Raw genomic sequence first — 14,919 nt, 5'->3', positions numbered from 1 at the left:
TGCAGGGATCAAATGTCAGGATTTCATAACATTTATTCTGCACGGGGATCAAGATAGCGGTTTGCTATTCCTGTTCAGCCTCAAACCACCTTCTGCGAGGGGGAAGGGAGTATAGTGAGAAATGTATCCCTGCAAATGCTGTGGGGACTTGCAAGGAAATTCCTGAATGTTACTGATGCCACCACAACCACTATGACGATCGCCCCGAGCCGCTCCCTCGCTGACCTTTGCCGTGCTGACTTTCCGATTTTGGCGCGACAGGTGCACGATCGCCCCTTGATTTACTTTGACAATGCGGCCACCTCCCAAAAGCCCTTGGCAGTTCTCAATACCCTTGAGGACTACTATCGTCGCTACAACTCCAACGTCCATCGGGGCGTACATACCCTGAGTGCTGAGGCCACCACGGCCTACGAAGGGGCACGGGAAAAAGTGGCGCGTTTTGTTAATGCCCCCCATGCCGAGGAGATTATCTATACCCGCAATGCCAGTGAGGCGATTAACCTCGTGGCCTATAGCTGGGGCATGAATACGCTGCAGGCAGGGGATGAAATAATCCTGACGGTGATGGAGCACCACAGTAATTTGATTCCGTGGCAGTTTGTGGCGCAGAAAACCGGTGCTCGCCTCAAGTTTGTGCAACTCACTCCAGAGCAAACGTTTGATCTTGACCACTACGCAAGTCTTTTGAGCGATCGCACGCGATTGGTGGCCGTTGCCCATGTATCCAACACGCTGGGGTGCCTGAACCCGATTCCCGAGATTGTGCGTCTTGCCCATGCCAAGGGGGCGCGGGTACTGGTGGATGCCTGCCAAAGTGTGCCTCATGTGCCCGTTGATGTGCAGCAGTTGGGCTGCGATTGGCTGGTGGCCTCCGGTCATAAAATGTGTGCACCCACGGGCATTGGTTTCCTCTGGGGACGCGCGGAACTCCTGCGGCAAATGCCCCCCTTCTTGGGCGGTGGCGAAATGATTGCCGATGTCTTTCTCGACCATGCCACCTATGCCGATATTCCCCATAAGTTTGAGGCGGGAACGCCAGCGATTGCGGAGGCGATCGCCCTTGGGGCAGCGGTGGATTATCTGAGCCAGTGGGGGATGGAGCGCATTCATGCCTACGAACAGGAACTGACGGCTTATCTCTTTGAACGTCTCCAAGAACTGGCCGATGTGACGATCTATGGCCCGAAGTCCGGCGATCGCGCTGCCTTGGCCAGCTTTACCGTTGGTGAGGTGCATCCCCACGATCTCTCGACCATCCTTGATCAGTCGGGGATTGCCATCCGCGCAGGACACCACTGCACACAGCCTTTGCACCGCCATTTAGGGGTTCAGTCCACGGCACGGGCCAGCCTCTATTTCTACAACACCCGCGCTGAAATTGATCAGTTTATTGCTGCCCTTGGGGAAGCCATTGCCTTCTTTAGGGATGTCTTTGCCTAGAGCTTGAGACTCAACAGTTCACTCGCTTCAGCCTGAAAACCGGCACTAGCAAGGGCATGGCGGGCGCGATCCGCATCTTCAACGCGAAACTGTGGTCCTAGGCGTACGTACTGGGCATGGTAGCCATCGGTCACTTTGACCACTACCGGCACCTTGGGCATGTCGCCCACCTGTTGTTTGAGCACTTCCGAGAGGCGACTTTGGGCTTGAATGTCCCCCGCTTGCTCAACAGGCAAATCCACAAGCACCAGCTTCACCGCTTCAAGGGGTTCGGCATCTTCAATCAGGAGTTGGGGGCGATCGTCGCGCATCTCTAGGGTGCCCCACAGCAGTAGCCGATGATCAAGCTGTAACTGCCCATGAATGCGCTCGTAGGCTTTGGGAAAGACGACAGCTTCCGCTTGACCCGTGAGGTCTTCCAACTGCACAATGGCCATCCGCTCGCCGCGCTTAGTGGTAATGGGCTTGAGTCCTGTCAGCAGGGCAATCACACTCACTATCCCTTGACCTGTGTACTGCTCGAGATCCGCCAAGCTAATAGGGGCAATCATGGCCGCTGGCCGATGAATATCCTTGAGGGGATGGTTCGACACATAAAATCCCAGTAGGTCTTTTTCTTGGCGGAGCTTTTCGGCATCCGGTAGGTCGTCCACTGGGGGCGCACTGGGGGCTGGGTCATAGCTACCGCCGGATTCATTGCTGGAGCCACCCGCCAACATATCAAAGAGGTTGACTTGCCCCACCGCCCGATCCTTGGCGCGCGCCTGTGCCCACTCCAGCACGAGGGGGAGATCCTGCATCAGTTGGTTGCGGTTGCGCTGCGGATGCAGACTATCCATGGCACCACAGGCAATCAGGGATTCAAGGGCACGACGGTTGAGAATGCGACTATCGCCCCCCGCACGCGGAACCCGTTCGCAAAAATCCGCCAAACTTTGAAAGGCACCCCCCTCTGCCCGTGCCTGCAAAATGGCCTCAATCACTCCCTGACCAACATTGCGTACGGCCGACAGACCAAAAAGAATTTTGTCCCCCACGGGCGTAAAGTCAATATCCGAGCGATTCACATCGGGGGGAAGAACCTCAATCCCCATGCTGAGGCAGGTGGCAATATAGCGCTGTACCTTGTCTTGGTCGCCACTATTCGCCGTGAGCAAGGCGGCCATGTACTCGACGGGAAAGTTGGCCTTGAGAAAGGCGGTTTGATAGGTCACATAGCCGTAGGCCGTGGAGTGGGACTTGTTAAAGCAATTGGCGGCGATCGCTCCATTGGCCAAGAGAAAATTGTGATCCCCAGCTAAACCAATGTCATAGACCGCTTGCCAACCCACTAGCCGCCGGCGGACAATCTTCACGCTTCACCTTTCCAAACGCTGCGCTCTCTATTCTAATCGCCGCACTGTCTCGCGAGCGGGAATCCGCAGATCCCGCAGGGGCATGGCGCTTAAACACTGGTAGTGAGCTGTGAACCAATCAGGCGTTTGCACACCAATACTGGCTAGGGCCGCCACGGTTGGAAAAGGCCACAGTCGCTCAAAGATCACTTCCCCCTGCCAGCCAAATTGCAGAAAATAGCAGCCCACCGGTGCCTGTAAGTGATCTAGGAGTCGCCGTCCGAGGGCATAGAGGGTTTGTCGCTGGCGATCGCTGGCATGGATAGGTAACTGCCATGTCCCTTCAAGGCAGCCAATGATTTCGCCAAAGAGCGTCCCCTTTGCCGTTTGCGCTAGTGGCAACTGATAGAGACCCCCTGTGCTGGTTCGTATCCCCCACTGGGTAACCAAGGCACGCAACGCTTGACACTGCTGCCAAAGCTCGGATGATGCCCAATGGGTGAGGCTATAATCTAGCACCTGCGGTTGGGGAGCGATCGCGATCGGGGCATCGAGAGGACAGATGGCAATCTCGGCACTGTCTTGGCACTGTTGCAGCAGGGGTACCACTTGGGTCGCGACTTGATCCGCAGACAGTTCGGCTTCCCTTGGCTGTGCCGCACACCAAATCCGTATTTTCAATCCTCTAATCCTCCTGCTGCGAGGGCAGCTAACCAGCGATCCATGAGCATGGCGTGCTGTGCTAACCGCGAGAAAATTGCATCTGCCAAGGTCTCATTGTAGGTGTGGACGGTTAAGTTGCGATCATCCACCATTTTTAGCGCTAAACGGCCTTCCTCTGGAGTAAGTAGGCCAACAGCCAAGCAAGCACGGATCACGCCCTTCGGTGAGGCGATGTCTAATCCTTCGCGTTCCCGTAGATATAGTTGTGCTGCTTTCCAGACGGCTTCTAGGGTGTATTCAAATCGCTGAATTGCAGCATCACGAATAATCGTATCTGTGCGCTTACCCAAGGGCAATTCTTGCAAAGCAGCTAGCGCTCTTTGGGCAACCACTAATCGTTCCCTGAGCCGATCCACTCAATTCCCTCTGCAATCACTCGCGATCGAAAGTCGGCGGACACTTCTGATAAATCCACGACATCGACTGGATAGATCAAATTGGACATCTCTAGGTGCTCCCGCAACTCACTCAACAGCCCCACGGGCAGTGGTGCAAGGGGCAAAATCCCGACATCTAAGTCAGAGCTTTGGCGGAGAGCACCACGGGCAGCCGAGCCGAATAGATAGACCTTGACGGCAAACCCTGTAAAAAAGTCTTCTAGTATTTTTTTGAGTTCCCGCAGATCTTCGTTGGCAGGGGTCACGCTTTGATTCCTGTCCACCTAGGTATTAAAGCTGGGAATCAAGCCAACGCGCGCAGGTTGCAATGAGGGGAATCCCTGCTGTTGTTGCTGGCGGGCTTGAGCGGCCAAGAGGGTTTGCAGATTCCGCAGTTCGGCACGCAGTTGCGCGTTTTCTTTTTCGAGGCTTTCAATTTTGAGTTTCACTTGACTCAGCCGCTCACTAAATTTTTGCCGATAGACTTCGGGCATTTCCTGGATGACGCGCTCTAGCATCTCATTGCGATCGCTCAATTCAATGACTTGAGCTTTCAATTCATTCATTTCCGCTTCACGACTTTGGCTCTGCTGCTGGTAGGCAAGGATCTGTTCTTGATAGGCAGCAATTTGTGCTTCCACCTGTTGCACTTGGGCTTGCAGCAACTTCAGGGCTGCGGCATTGGCTGCCTCGGTCTTGCGGGCTTGGTAAAAGCGCACAAATAACTCAGGATGCTGCACCATGAGTTGATAGAGTTCCTCTGAGAGTTGCTGCACGAGTTGATCCCGTATCAGCAGTTCATCGGCTAAGTTGAGGGAAGTATCGTTCACGGCGGCTGCTCTCCAAGGGATTGTGCTGTGGCAAATTTTACGCTGGTTCTGATCCGCTCATGCAAGATTTGGAATTTTCCACCTACCATCAACCGGTACTGGCAAGCGCAGTTCTGGAGGCATTGCAACCCAAGGCCGGGGGACTCTATTTGGATGCAACGGTGGGAGGTGGCGGCCACACGGCACTGCTATTGCGCAGTGAACCTACCTGTCGGGTGCTGGCGATCGATCAAGACCCGATGGCTCTAGCGGCGGCTCAGGAATTCCTCGCCCCCTTTGGCGATCGCGTCCAGTTTTGGCACGGCAACTTTGCTGATCTGCCTGTGGCTGAGCCGATGTTTGATGGCATTCTCGCAGATTTAGGAGTGAGTTCCGCCCAGTTGGATCGTCCAGAGCGGGGCTTTAGTTTTCGCTTTGATGCCCCCCTCGATATGCGCATGAATCCCGCTAACCCTTTGACAGCGGCAACGGTGATTAATCACTACAGCGAGCGAGAACTGGCGGATATTTTCTACGAATATGGCGAAGAACGCTTTGCCCGCCGCATTGCTCGCCACATTGTTGCCCGTCGTCCCCTTGCCACTACCCAAGAACTGGCGCAGTTGGTTGCCCACTGCCTCAAAGCTTCTCCGCGGCAACGCATTCATCCAGCCACACGGGTTTTTCAGGCCTTGCGGATCTATGTGAACCAAGAGCTAGCGGTGCTCGACCAATTTTTGGCGCGATCGCCCCACTGGTTAAAGGCCGCAGGGCGCATTGCCGTCATTAGCTTCCATAGCTTGGAAGATCGGCGGGTGAAGCAGGCGTGGCGTGGCAATCCCCTCTTGGCAGTTGTGACTCGTAAACCGATTGTGGCGGATGCAGCGGAAGTTACTTTCAACCCGCGATCGCGATCGGCAAAGCTACGAATTGCAGCGCGTACTTTTGCATGAATTGCCCGAATGATGGTTTATTTATGGGTATCTTTACAGTGCGTCATAATCTTTTAGGGTAATAAATTGCTGAGGAGTGCTGGAGTCTATGGTTGCTGCCCCTAAATTCAAATCCCGATTTATTCCCCAATCGTCGCCAACACTGACGGAAATTCGGCCTCTCCCCAAGCCGCAAATGCCCCTGTGGCAAAAAACTTTGCTGGGGATTCAATGGGTTTCTGGGGTGGCAGCCACCGGTGCCCTTGTGGCTGTACTGCCTCTCTATGGTTGGTCAGCCCTCTCTGAGCAGCAGTGGAGTCAAGCCTATGACCGCTTAGAAACCCTCAAACGGCAGGAGCGGGAGCTACTCGTCAGCAATGAAACCCTCCGCTATCGGGTGACGCAGCAAGTCCAACGCGCGCCCCAAGGTCTCGTGCCCCAAACGCCGCAACACATTCTTTTTGTGCCCAATGAGGGCAAGATTGCTGCCAAAACTCATTTTGAACGCCCCCCCGTGACACCACCACCGCAGCGCACTGTCAATTACTGATCGCTATCCATGACAACGGCCCGCCCCCAAAACCAATCCCTGCCACCCTTGCGAGTTGGCTTGATCTTTGGCTTTTTGCTGATGGTGATGGGGGGTGTGGTTGCTCGCCTAGTTTATTTGCAAGTGGTTCAGGGGAAAACCTTAGCGGCACGGGCACAGCAACAACAACGGCGCTATACTCCGCCAACCTTGGCACGCTACCCAATTACCGATCGCCGAGAGACGGTTGTTGCCCTCGATCGGCCTGTGTTTACCCTCTTTGCCCATCCAATTCAGTTCAAAGTGGAGCGGCGGGCGATCGCCCGCGATCTGGCCCCTTTACTCAAGCAATCTCCAGAGCAACTGTTGGCCAAGTTCAGTACCTACCCAACGGGGGTACCCATTGCCTACGACATTGATGAGGAAACTGCTGCTAAAATTCGCGCTTTGAACTACGATGGGCTAGAACTCAACCAAGCGTGGCAGCGCATTTATCCGCAGCAGGAACTCATGGCGGGCGTTGTCGGCTATGTGGATCGTGACCACCAAGGTCAAGCGGGGATTGAGTTTAGCCAAAACCAGTTTTTACAGGTTTCCCATAACCGCCAGCTCCTATCAACCAATGCTTTGGGTCAATGGTTACCTGCCCTTGCCCCTGCGGATCCGCGTGCTTTGAGTCAGGGGTACCATGTGCGCCTGACGATTGATACTCGTTTGCAACAAACAGCACGCCAAGCCCTGCAACAGCAGTTACGCAAATTCAACGCTAAGCGGGGCACGGTCATTGTCCTAGAAGTGAAAACTGGTGCACTGCGGGCACTGGTCTCAGAGCCTTCCTACGATCCTAATCATTACTACCGCGCTGATCCAGCCCTTTTTCGTAACTGGGCGGTCTCGGATCTCTATGAGCCGGGATCAACCTTTAAGCCGATCAACACCGCGATCGCCCTTGAACTCAATGCCATTACTCCCGATACAGTGCTGCCCGATGAGGGGCGGATTACGGTGGGGGGCTGGCCAATTCAAAACAGTGATTTTAGCCAACGCGGCGGCCGCGGTGCCCTCAATATTGCCCAAATTCTCGCCTACTCCAGCAATGTGGCCATGGTGCACATGATGAACCGCATTCCCGCCCGCCACTACTATCGCTATCTGCATCGCTTGGGGCTGACCGAGAAGGTGGGCAGTGATCTCCCCTTTGAAACCGCCGCCCAGTTAAAGCCCCCGGAGCAATTTATTAACTACCCCATTGAACCGGCAACAACGGCCTTTGGCCAAGGCTTTTCCCTGACGCCGCTGCATTTGGCTCAACTATTGGGGGCGATCGCCAACGGGGGAGAGATGGTCACTCCCCATGTCATTGATGGCCTCTACGATGAAAATGGCCAACTGCAAAAACGCCTTGAGCAACGCCCCCCTCGACGGGTCTTCTCGCAGCGCACCAGTCAAGCAGTGGTCAGAATGCTGGGAGAAGTGGTGCGCTTCGGTACAGGGAAACCCGCCCATATTCTCGGCTACCGCTTGGGGGGTAAAACCGGCACAGCACAAAAAGCAATTGGCGGTACCTACAGCAATCTGCGCATCACGAGCTTTGCGGCTATTTTTCCCCTTGATCAGCCGCAGTATGTGATTTTGGCGGTAGTGGATGAACCCAAGGGGGATGATGCCTACGGTTCAACGGTGGCGATTCCGATTGTGCGAGCGGTAACGGAGTCCCTGATTACGATTGAGGGCATTCCCCCCTCACATCCAGAGGAATTGCGCCGCCCCGCTACGCCAGCTTCAGTGTCACAATAGGGGAGAACAGCGCAAAAGGACGGTATGATTCAACGGTTTTTTGCCACAGCGTTGGCGATTCTTGTGATGTTGCTGGGGGGGTGTTCGGCCACCAGTGGGCTACAGGCCTATGTGGATAGCTACGATGGCTATGAGTTTCTCTACCCCCGCGGTTGGGTACAAGTACAGGTGGATGACCCCGTGGATGTGGTCTTTCACGACATTATCGAGACGACAGAAAACGTCAGTGTGGTTGTGAATACGGTTTCCAGCACAAAGTCTCTTGAGGAATTGGGATCCCCTGAGGAGGTGGGCGATCGCCTGCTGCGAAATATCATTGCCCCAACTGAAAGCGGGCGCAGTTCTGCCTTGATCTCCGCGACCTCCCAAAAGGCAGATGACAAAACTTATTACATTCTGGAGTATGCCGTCACTCTGCCGGGGGATAGGGACAATGCTCAGCAGCGGCACAATTTGTCGAGTATTGTCGTGAGCCGAGGCAAGGTCTATACTCTAAGTGTCTCAGCTCCAGAGGAGCGATGGCCAAAGGTAGAAGACCAATTTAAGACCATCGTGTCCTCGTTTACCGTATATTAAAGAAAGAACTGGGGAGTTAGCTCAGTTGGTAGAGCGTCGCGATCGCACCGCGAAGGTCAGGGATTCGAGTTCCCTACTCTCCATATTTTTGCCCCCTTTTCAATCCTCGATTGCCTCGTTTCAATCCTTGATGCCCCGAAGGACGATCGCAACCCCATTCAATGGAGCAAGTCATTCGTATTGAATAGTTTCAATCCTCGATCGCCTCGAAGGGCGATCGCAACTCCGATAGACACCCCTTGCTACCACAGTAGCTTCATGAAATTTGAAATTTCTACACCGCTTGGATTTACGGTTAGAACCTCTGAGGAGTATTGGCAACGGCTGCTCATCAAGCACCCTGATATTGAGGAGTTGGAAGATTGTGTGCGGTTGGCTCTTTCTACACCAGATGAGGTTCGTCGCAGTAGCCGAGATTCAGGAGTATTATTGTTTTATCGGGTACAGCGAGAAAAACGTTGGGTTGTTGCAGTGGCACGACGCTTAAATGGAGATGGTTTTTTAATCACTGCTTATCAAACTGGCGCCATTAAAGAAGGGGAGAGAGTGTGGCTCAAATAAGAGTATTTTATGAGCCAGAAACAGAGCTGTTAAGTGTATTCTGGCAAGTTCCACGAAGAAACCAAGTTGCGACAGAACTTGGAGATGGGGTGATTTTGTTCAAGGATGGGGTGACTGGGGAGCCAATTGGTTTAGAAATCCTGTCATATCGTCCCGGAGACGATCGCTTTGATGCTGTCAGTGGCGTTTCAATCCTCGATCGCCCCGAAGGACGATCGCAACATCCTCCAGTGCAGTAGAGTTGGAGTTTTTTCGGGTTTCAATCCTCGATCGCCCCGAAGGGCGATCGCAACACACAGACTTTTTGGTCTTAATCGATTACGTTCTGGTTTCAATCCTCGATCGCCCCGAAGGGCGATCGCAACCAGCTAGCGCGGAAACAGCTAGCGCGGATAGCGCAAGTTTCAATCCTCGATCGCCCCGAAGGGCGATCGCAACAAAGCATTGTCCATAAACATTGGGCACGCGCACAAGTTTCAATCCTCGATCGCCCCGAAGGGCGATCGCAACGCTGTTAAGTGGCTGGAGCGGGGCAAGCTTTGGCTGTTTCAATCCTCGATCGCCCCGAAGGGCGATCGCAACAGCGGTCTAAGATCGCTACTTTACCCTTTTGCACAGTTTCAATCCTCGATCGCCCCGAAGGGCGATCGCAACAATATCTCTGCCATAAAAAATTAAGCTAGGGGTAAGTTTCAATCCTCGATCGCCCCGAAGGGCGATCGCAACCTACTCGATAACCAGATTAAGCCAAGTGTTCCTGTTTCAATCCTCGATCGCCCCGAAGGGCGATCGCAACAGTAGCGGAACTTAACTGGAGTTGATTAACCATGGTTTCAATCCTCGATCGCCCCGAAGGGCGATCGCAACTTAATCAGCGCGGGACTAAAGGATCTGGCAGACAAGTTTCAATCCTCGATCGCCCCGAAGGGCGATCGCAACGCCTTCCTTTTGCATTATCCTCTCAAAAAAGTAGTTTCAATCCTCGATCGCCCCGAAGGGCGATCGCAACTCCATTGATCCTCTTGCATTGCGGCTCCTCACAGTTTCAATCCTCGATCGCCCCGAAGGGCGATCGCAACCCCGCAAAAGGCGTCCCGCAAAAGGGTTTCAATCCTCGATCGCCCCGAAGGGCGATCGCAACTTCAGGCAAACGGCGCAACGCTTTTTCAAACTTATTGTTTCAATCCTCGATCGCCCCGAAGGGCGATCGCAACTCTTTCAGTTCTACTGGAATATGCGGCAGCTCACCAAAGTTTCAATCCTCGATCGCCCCGAAGGGCGATCGCAACGCAGAACTTTATAGCCGTTACATGACCCATGTAACGTTTCAATCCTCGATCGCCCCGAAGGGCGATCGCAACAATTTCCATTGATCCTCTTGCCTTGACGCTTGTCACGTTTCAATCCTCGATCGCCCCGAAGGGCGATCGCAACCTAAGGATATCCGAGTGCTCATTGACTACATTCTTGAGTTTCAATCCTCGATCGCCCCGAAGGGCGATCGCAACCCGCAGAGGAAAGAGGAAAGAGGCGTCCCGCAGAGGTTTCAATCCTCGATCGCCCCGAAGGGCGATCGCAACGAAGCCACTGAAGTTGCAGAAGCCACTGAAGTTGCAGTTTCAATCCTCGATCGCCCCGAAGGGCGATCGCAACGCCATCATTTTCTCGCGCTGTTCAGGCGTTAGCTCTGTTTCAATCCTCGATCGCCCCGAAGGGCGATCGCAACCAGGGGGTGCGTCTGAAGAATGAGGTTTGTAATAAGTTTCAATCCTCGATCGCCCCGAAGGGCGATCGCAACTTGCTGATTATTAGAGATTTCCTGCTGATTATTAGTTTCAATCCTCGATCGCCCCGAAGGGCGATCGCAACGTATCCATTTGGGCAGAAGTTACCTTTTACTAAAGTTTCAATCCTCGATCGCCCCGAAGGGCGATCGCAACTGCCCATCAGTGCGGTTATAAATTCTCCTGTACAAGGTTTCAATCCTCGATCGCCCCGAAGGGCGATCGCAACTCATGGGTGGCACCCTTATTATGTGGAACCCAAAGGTTTCAATCCTCGATCGCCCCGAAGGGCGATCGCAACTCCCTCAGCCACCACCGCACTCGTTTGTACCGCAAGTTTCAATCCTCGATCGCCCCGAAGGGCGATCGCAACCCGCACTGATGGGCAAGTTATCCTTAGTACATGCGTTTCAATCCTCGATCGCCCCGAAGGGCGATCGCAACATCTGGCTTTGGAGACTGTCCAAGCCTCTAATTAAGTTTCAATCCTCGATCGCCCCGAAGGGCGATCGCAACAATCAAGCCTTTACAGGGCAATAAAAGAACTGGAAGTTTCAATCCTCGATCGCCCCGAAGGGCGATCGCAACTGCGGCTATTATAACCCCTGTCAGGCAGGGCGTTTCCAGCATTTTTAGCGCGAATATATTTTTGATGGAAGGAGAAAATGTGATCCAATACCCCATGATTGCCCTCAAAGCCTGAAAATTCAACCACCGCGACCCCCCTAGGAAAATAGACCCCACTCCAGATCCGCGCTCTCAAAGAATCAACGGCTCATCAAAATCAACATAGTGATCTAAACCAAAGACCTCCACGTATTTCTCTCTGGGCGACATCAGCCGATAAAATCGCAGACTATCTGTTTCCTCGTTAATGACCTTCACGAGTTGCGCTCTCAACGTCTCGTACTGCCCCTCGCTGACACGGCATTCGAAAACTGAAAGCTGAACGCGCTGGCCGTAGTTTTTGCAGATTGTAGCCACCCTGCGCAGTCGTTTTCGCCCTGCTTTTGTCTCCGTATTTACGTCATAAGACACCAAAATATCCATAGTTAACCTCGCGGAATAAACGGCTGATAGTGGGGAACATCCCCCCGTAAATACCGCGCGAGTAATCGTGCTTGGACGTGGGGAATCAGCCCAAAGGGAACTTTTTGCTCCAAAATGGGGTGCATGACTTCCTCTTGCTTGCGTTTTTGGTACGCCGTCAAAAAAGTTTTGCGTCCCTCATCATTCAAGTAGATCGCTCCACCCGGACGCTCAATAAAATCCTCAGATTTGAGTTGCTGACGGTTAATTAGCGTCAATACCAAGCGATCCGCAAAAATTGCTCGTAGCTCCTCCATCAGGTCCAATGCTAATGCGGGCTTACCCGGACGCAAGCAATGCAGAAAGCCCACCTGAGGATCAAGGCCAACACTTTCACACGCAGCAACATAGTCATTTGTCAAAAGTGTGTAGGCCAGTGATAGCAAAGCATTCAGGGGATCACGAGGGGGTTGCTTTGAGCGACCAGTAAACGGAAAGGCATTCCGCTGTTGCCGCACCATCAGACCAAAAACGCCGAAATACGTCTTGGCTGCCATCCCCTCAATTCCGCGCAACGAGTCAATACTCTCTGCATGGGATGCCTTACTTAATCCTTCGACATGGTGCTTAGCCGCTGCTTGCAGAGCGTCTCGCTCGGTGGGGTTCGCTGCTTCTCGAGCTGCTCGTAACAACACATTGCGGGCATTCTGTAGCTTCGCTGCCACCACAGTCCGAGCAATAGTCAGGGATGTCTCTACAGAAACTGCTGCCTCATGTAATGCCTTGCGCAACAAAACATTGCCAGTGGTTGAGCTAGTTAGTCGCCCCTTAAAACGGCCATGCTCTGTGAGCCACACCACAGTGCGACCATCCTCAGCGCATTGGTGAATCAGAAAGGGACTGATCAACACGTTGCCAAATAGGACGATGCTACCGAGGTGATGTAACGGTATCTGAAACTGAACCTCCTTCTCCACCTCCAACTTCAATGTTTCATGCTCAAGACGTACATAAGTGCCTTGGGTCTGCACAAAGAGTGTATTAAGGATTGGCTTCATTGTCCCGACACCTCAAAAATGGCATTTCTTGAAGCTCTAGAGCCAAAATGAGTAACAGCATCAGGCATACAAGTTTCAATCAACGAGCAGTCCCGACACCGTTTATCGGCAACAGGCGCAGGCAACTTTTGGCTAGCAAGCAACGTTCGAGTTCCCTCAATCACTTCGATCGTGTGCTGTCGCAACCTAGCATCAAAGTGCACCTCCAGTCGTCGTCGTGAGCCATAGTAAACAATGGCTCCTACTGCAATAGCGCATCCAAGCATCTCTTCTAGGCACAAGGCTTGGGCACACAACTGTACTGCATCAGCCAGACGGGATTTCGTTGTTCCTGCCTTGTACTCAATGGGATAGGGCAGACCGCGATCCGAAAACTCAATCACATCTGCCACACCACGAATCCGCAACTGATGGGAGCATAATGGCACCGACCGTTCAATCCGCAGTTCTCCATCCAAGAATTCATCCCCCGGTGTATGTGCCTTTTCATGGACTCTTGCTCCCCGCAGTGTGTAAATGTTTTCTTCCCATACTTGTTCTGTGTAGATAAGAGCACACTGACGCGGGCAAAACGCAAAATGCTGGAGTGCACTCAGCAGCACATAGTCCTCATCGTCCATACTCACGACCCTGAGATAACCCTTCAACTATTTATCCAAGGCCATTAAGGTAATCATGCACAGCTAAGTCAAAACTTTTTCGTATGGCAATTATTGATCGCCCCGTTAATGTAATCTGTTAAAGACTTGGGGCGATCGCAACACTAGGCCAAACGAGTTAATGTGACTCCTTCCGGCAAAGAATCCTCACAAACCGTTACACGATAGTCCTCAAACTTTCGCGGGGGTAAGGCTTTGTCTTTCAGTTCGACATGGATACGCTCAAAGAGTTTGTGGGCAGGGGCACGTCCCAACTTGTTGTCATGGGTAAAGATGTACAGCCCACGTAGCGCCATCATTCCTCGACTAGCAGAGCGATCGTGATCCCACATCCCCAAAAGGGCATGCCAAAAAAGCTGAAGGTCTTCTGCCGTTACCCCCGTTTGTGCCGCCAAATAAGGGGAAAAGAACCCATAACTACGGTAGAGACCGTAGGGAATTATTGCCTTACGGCCCATTGTTTGCAGCTTCTCTCGATCCTTGACATCTGTAACCGCTACCCGCGTAATCGAGAGGTCTGTGGGCAAAATTGGATCTAGCGATCGCCCAAAGGTCAGTTGCATCGGACCGCGCACCTGACCCGCATTCAGCCCCGTGGACATCACTGCCCCAAACATCCGCACGTCGTAAAAATTCGCACACATCCACCGCCGTGCCCTCTCCGCATTATCGCGATCTTTTGCCGGCTTACCCGCCTTCTTCACGACCTCCTTGAGAAAAGCAGCTAGGGCTTTGTTTTGCTTGAGGAGTTCTGCAACGGTATCTTTGCCATAAAACTCCTTCAGTTCATCCTCACTCAGTTCGCCACTATAGGCTAGCGTTGCAGTGACCTCATCCGACTCCTCATCACTGTCGGTAAAGGTAAACGCATCCGGTAGCTCATCTTTAAGTTGCCGCAAGCCTTCTAAAACCTTGCCATCTTTCACAGGTTCCTTAACAGTGGTACCCACAGGAATCCCTTCAGCTACATAGGCTTTGCGGATTTGCTCGTTCAAGACCCCCCGATGTTCCACAAAGATTTTCAAGCGCTTTGCTTCTTCCTCAGTCGCCTCAAACTCCGCATAGGTGGCAACATAATTACGGACTTTTCGCTTCAGGGCAACATCAGTCACCAACCCTTGAGCCGTTTCGGCATCAGTGCGCGGCAAATTGCCACCATCGGGATCCCCATTAGGATTACCATCAGTGACATCAAAGAGTAGCAAAAAATCATGCCGTTTCTGAGGATCACAGTACACTGCAAAACTATGAGTCGTATTCGTCATTACTTTCGTTCTCCTTACTTTAGTCAAAGTCAATATTGGCTTC

Annotated in this window: 15 protein-coding genes, 1 tRNA gene, 1 pseudogene and 1 CRISPR repeat array; of the genes and pseudogenes, 8 read left to right on the top strand and 9 right to left on the bottom strand. The window is 52.9% G+C overall.

Going from position 1 to position 14,919, the window contains the following annotated elements; genetic code table 11:
• Positions 1 to 192: 192 nt before the first annotated feature.
• On the top strand, positions 193 to 1,443 hold the full coding sequence (locus RHH27_RS09315) for a SufS family cysteine desulfurase (RefSeq protein WP_302678131.1): 1,251 nt from the start codon (positions 193 to 195) through the stop codon (positions 1,441 to 1,443).
• Here RHH27_RS09315 and RHH27_RS09310 read toward each other — a convergent pair.
• The 5 genes from RHH27_RS09310 to RHH27_RS09290 are packed head-to-tail and all read right to left on the bottom strand — an operon-like array spanning position 1,440 to position 4,707.
• Positions 1,440 to 2,798 carry an OB-fold nucleic acid binding domain-containing protein gene (locus RHH27_RS09310; protein WP_302678130.1) on the bottom strand — a complete coding sequence of 453 codons (1,359 nt, stop codon included), beginning with the start codon at positions 2,796 to 2,798 and terminating at the stop codon, positions 1,440 to 1,442. The two genes, RHH27_RS09315 and RHH27_RS09310, sit on opposite strands and share 4 nt — an antisense overlap.
• A 27-nt stretch (positions 2,799 to 2,825) precedes the next feature.
• Positions 2,826 to 3,458, bottom strand: a complete 633-nt coding sequence (locus tag RHH27_RS09305; RefSeq protein ID WP_206199907.1) for a hypothetical protein — start codon at positions 3,456 to 3,458, stop codon at positions 2,826 to 2,828.
• Entirely contained in the window at positions 3,455 to 3,856 is a 402-nt protein-coding gene (locus RHH27_RS09300; protein ID WP_315862888.1) for an HI0074 family nucleotidyltransferase substrate-binding subunit, read from the bottom strand. The genes RHH27_RS09305 and RHH27_RS09300 overlap by 4 nt, the downstream gene beginning before the upstream one ends.
• Positions 3,832 to 4,143 (bottom strand): nucleotidyltransferase family protein, encoded by a 312-nt coding sequence (locus tag RHH27_RS09295; RefSeq protein ID WP_302678128.1) that lies wholly within the window; start codon positions 4,141 to 4,143, stop codon positions 3,832 to 3,834. The genes RHH27_RS09300 and RHH27_RS09295 overlap by 25 nt, the downstream gene beginning before the upstream one ends.
• An 18-nt stretch (positions 4,144 to 4,161) precedes the next feature.
• Positions 4,162 to 4,707 carry an Npun_F5560 family protein gene (locus RHH27_RS09290; RefSeq protein ID WP_149818787.1) on the bottom strand — a complete coding sequence of 182 codons (546 nt, stop codon included), beginning with the start codon at positions 4,705 to 4,707 and terminating at the stop codon, positions 4,162 to 4,164.
• Between the two features lie 59 nt (positions 4,708 to 4,766).
• On the opposite strand from RHH27_RS09290, the gene rsmH reads away from it, so the two are divergent.
• The 7 genes and pseudogenes from rsmH to RHH27_RS13310 form a co-directional block, all read left to right on the top strand.
• A complete protein-coding gene (gene rsmH / locus RHH27_RS09285; protein ID WP_302678127.1) occupies positions 4,767 to 5,639 on the top strand; it encodes a 16S rRNA (cytosine(1402)-N(4))-methyltransferase RsmH in 873 nt (290 codons plus the stop codon).
• 88 nt (positions 5,640 to 5,727) lie between these two features.
• A complete protein-coding gene (locus RHH27_RS09280) occupies positions 5,728 to 6,168 on the top strand; it encodes a hypothetical protein (protein ID WP_302678126.1) in 441 nt (146 codons plus the stop codon).
• A 9-nt stretch (positions 6,169 to 6,177) separates the two neighbouring features.
• Positions 6,178 to 7,944: a penicillin-binding protein 2 gene (locus RHH27_RS09275; RefSeq protein WP_302678125.1), complete on the top strand. Its 1,767-nt coding sequence runs from the start codon at positions 6,178 to 6,180 to the stop codon at positions 7,942 to 7,944.
• A 24-nt stretch (positions 7,945 to 7,968) separates the two neighbouring features.
• The gene (psbP, locus tag RHH27_RS09270; RefSeq protein ID WP_206199901.1) at positions 7,969 to 8,520 is read left to right on the top strand and encodes a photosystem II reaction center PsbP; all 552 of its coding nucleotides are present in this window, start codon (positions 7,969 to 7,971) and stop codon (positions 8,518 to 8,520) included.
• A 10-nt stretch (positions 8,521 to 8,530) separates the two neighbouring features.
• Positions 8,531 to 8,603, top strand: a tRNA-Ala gene (locus RHH27_RS09265).
• A 175-nt stretch (positions 8,604 to 8,778) separates the two neighbouring features.
• Complete coding sequence (locus RHH27_RS09260; RefSeq protein WP_302678124.1) at positions 8,779 to 9,081, top strand: hypothetical protein; 303 nt, start codon at positions 8,779 to 8,781, stop codon at positions 9,079 to 9,081.
• A pseudogene (locus RHH27_RS13310) lies at positions 9,069 to 9,263 on the top strand (hypothetical protein); the annotation flags it as partial. The gene RHH27_RS09260 and the pseudogene RHH27_RS13310, both read left to right, overlap by 13 nt.
• Positions 9,264 to 9,266: 3 nt before the next feature.
• Positions 9,267 to 11,453: direct repeats of the CRISPR family, unit length 37 nt; unit sequence GTTTCAATCCTCGATCGCCCCGAAGGGCGATCGCAAC.
• A 171-nt stretch (positions 11,454 to 11,624) separates the two neighbouring features.
• Here the strand turns inward: RHH27_RS13310 and cas2 are convergent.
• The 4 genes from cas2 to cas7c all read right to left on the bottom strand — a co-directional run bounded on the left by cas2 (position 11,625) and on the right by cas7c (position 14,876).
• Positions 11,625 to 11,915: a CRISPR-associated endonuclease Cas2 gene (gene cas2, locus RHH27_RS09255; protein WP_302678123.1), complete on the bottom strand. Its 291-nt coding sequence runs from the start codon at positions 11,913 to 11,915 to the stop codon at positions 11,625 to 11,627.
• Between the two features lie 2 nt (positions 11,916 to 11,917).
• Positions 11,918 to 12,952 carry a type I-C CRISPR-associated endonuclease Cas1c gene (gene cas1c / locus RHH27_RS09250; RefSeq protein WP_302678122.1) on the bottom strand — a complete coding sequence of 345 codons (1,035 nt, stop codon included), beginning with the start codon at positions 12,950 to 12,952 and terminating at the stop codon, positions 11,918 to 11,920.
• On the bottom strand, positions 12,949 to 13,572 hold the full coding sequence (gene cas4, locus RHH27_RS09245) for a CRISPR-associated protein Cas4 (RefSeq protein WP_302678121.1): 624 nt from the start codon (positions 13,570 to 13,572) through the stop codon (positions 12,949 to 12,951). The genes cas1c and cas4 overlap by 4 nt, the downstream gene beginning before the upstream one ends.
• Before the next feature lie 143 nt (positions 13,573 to 13,715).
• Positions 13,716 to 14,876, bottom strand: a complete 1,161-nt coding sequence (gene cas7c / locus RHH27_RS09240) for a type I-C CRISPR-associated protein Cas7/Csd2 (protein ID WP_302678120.1) — start codon at positions 14,874 to 14,876, stop codon at positions 13,716 to 13,718.
• Positions 14,877 to 14,919: the final 43 nt, after the last annotated feature.

The organism is Thermosynechococcus sp. PP555 (genome assembly GCF_031583225.1).
In the GTDB taxonomy this organism is placed as follows: domain Bacteria; phylum Cyanobacteriota; class Cyanobacteriia; order Thermosynechococcales; family Thermosynechococcaceae; genus Thermosynechococcus.
The sequence above is the reverse complement of the archived record's forward strand: the minus strand, read 5'-3'. Positions and strand labels throughout refer to the sequence as shown.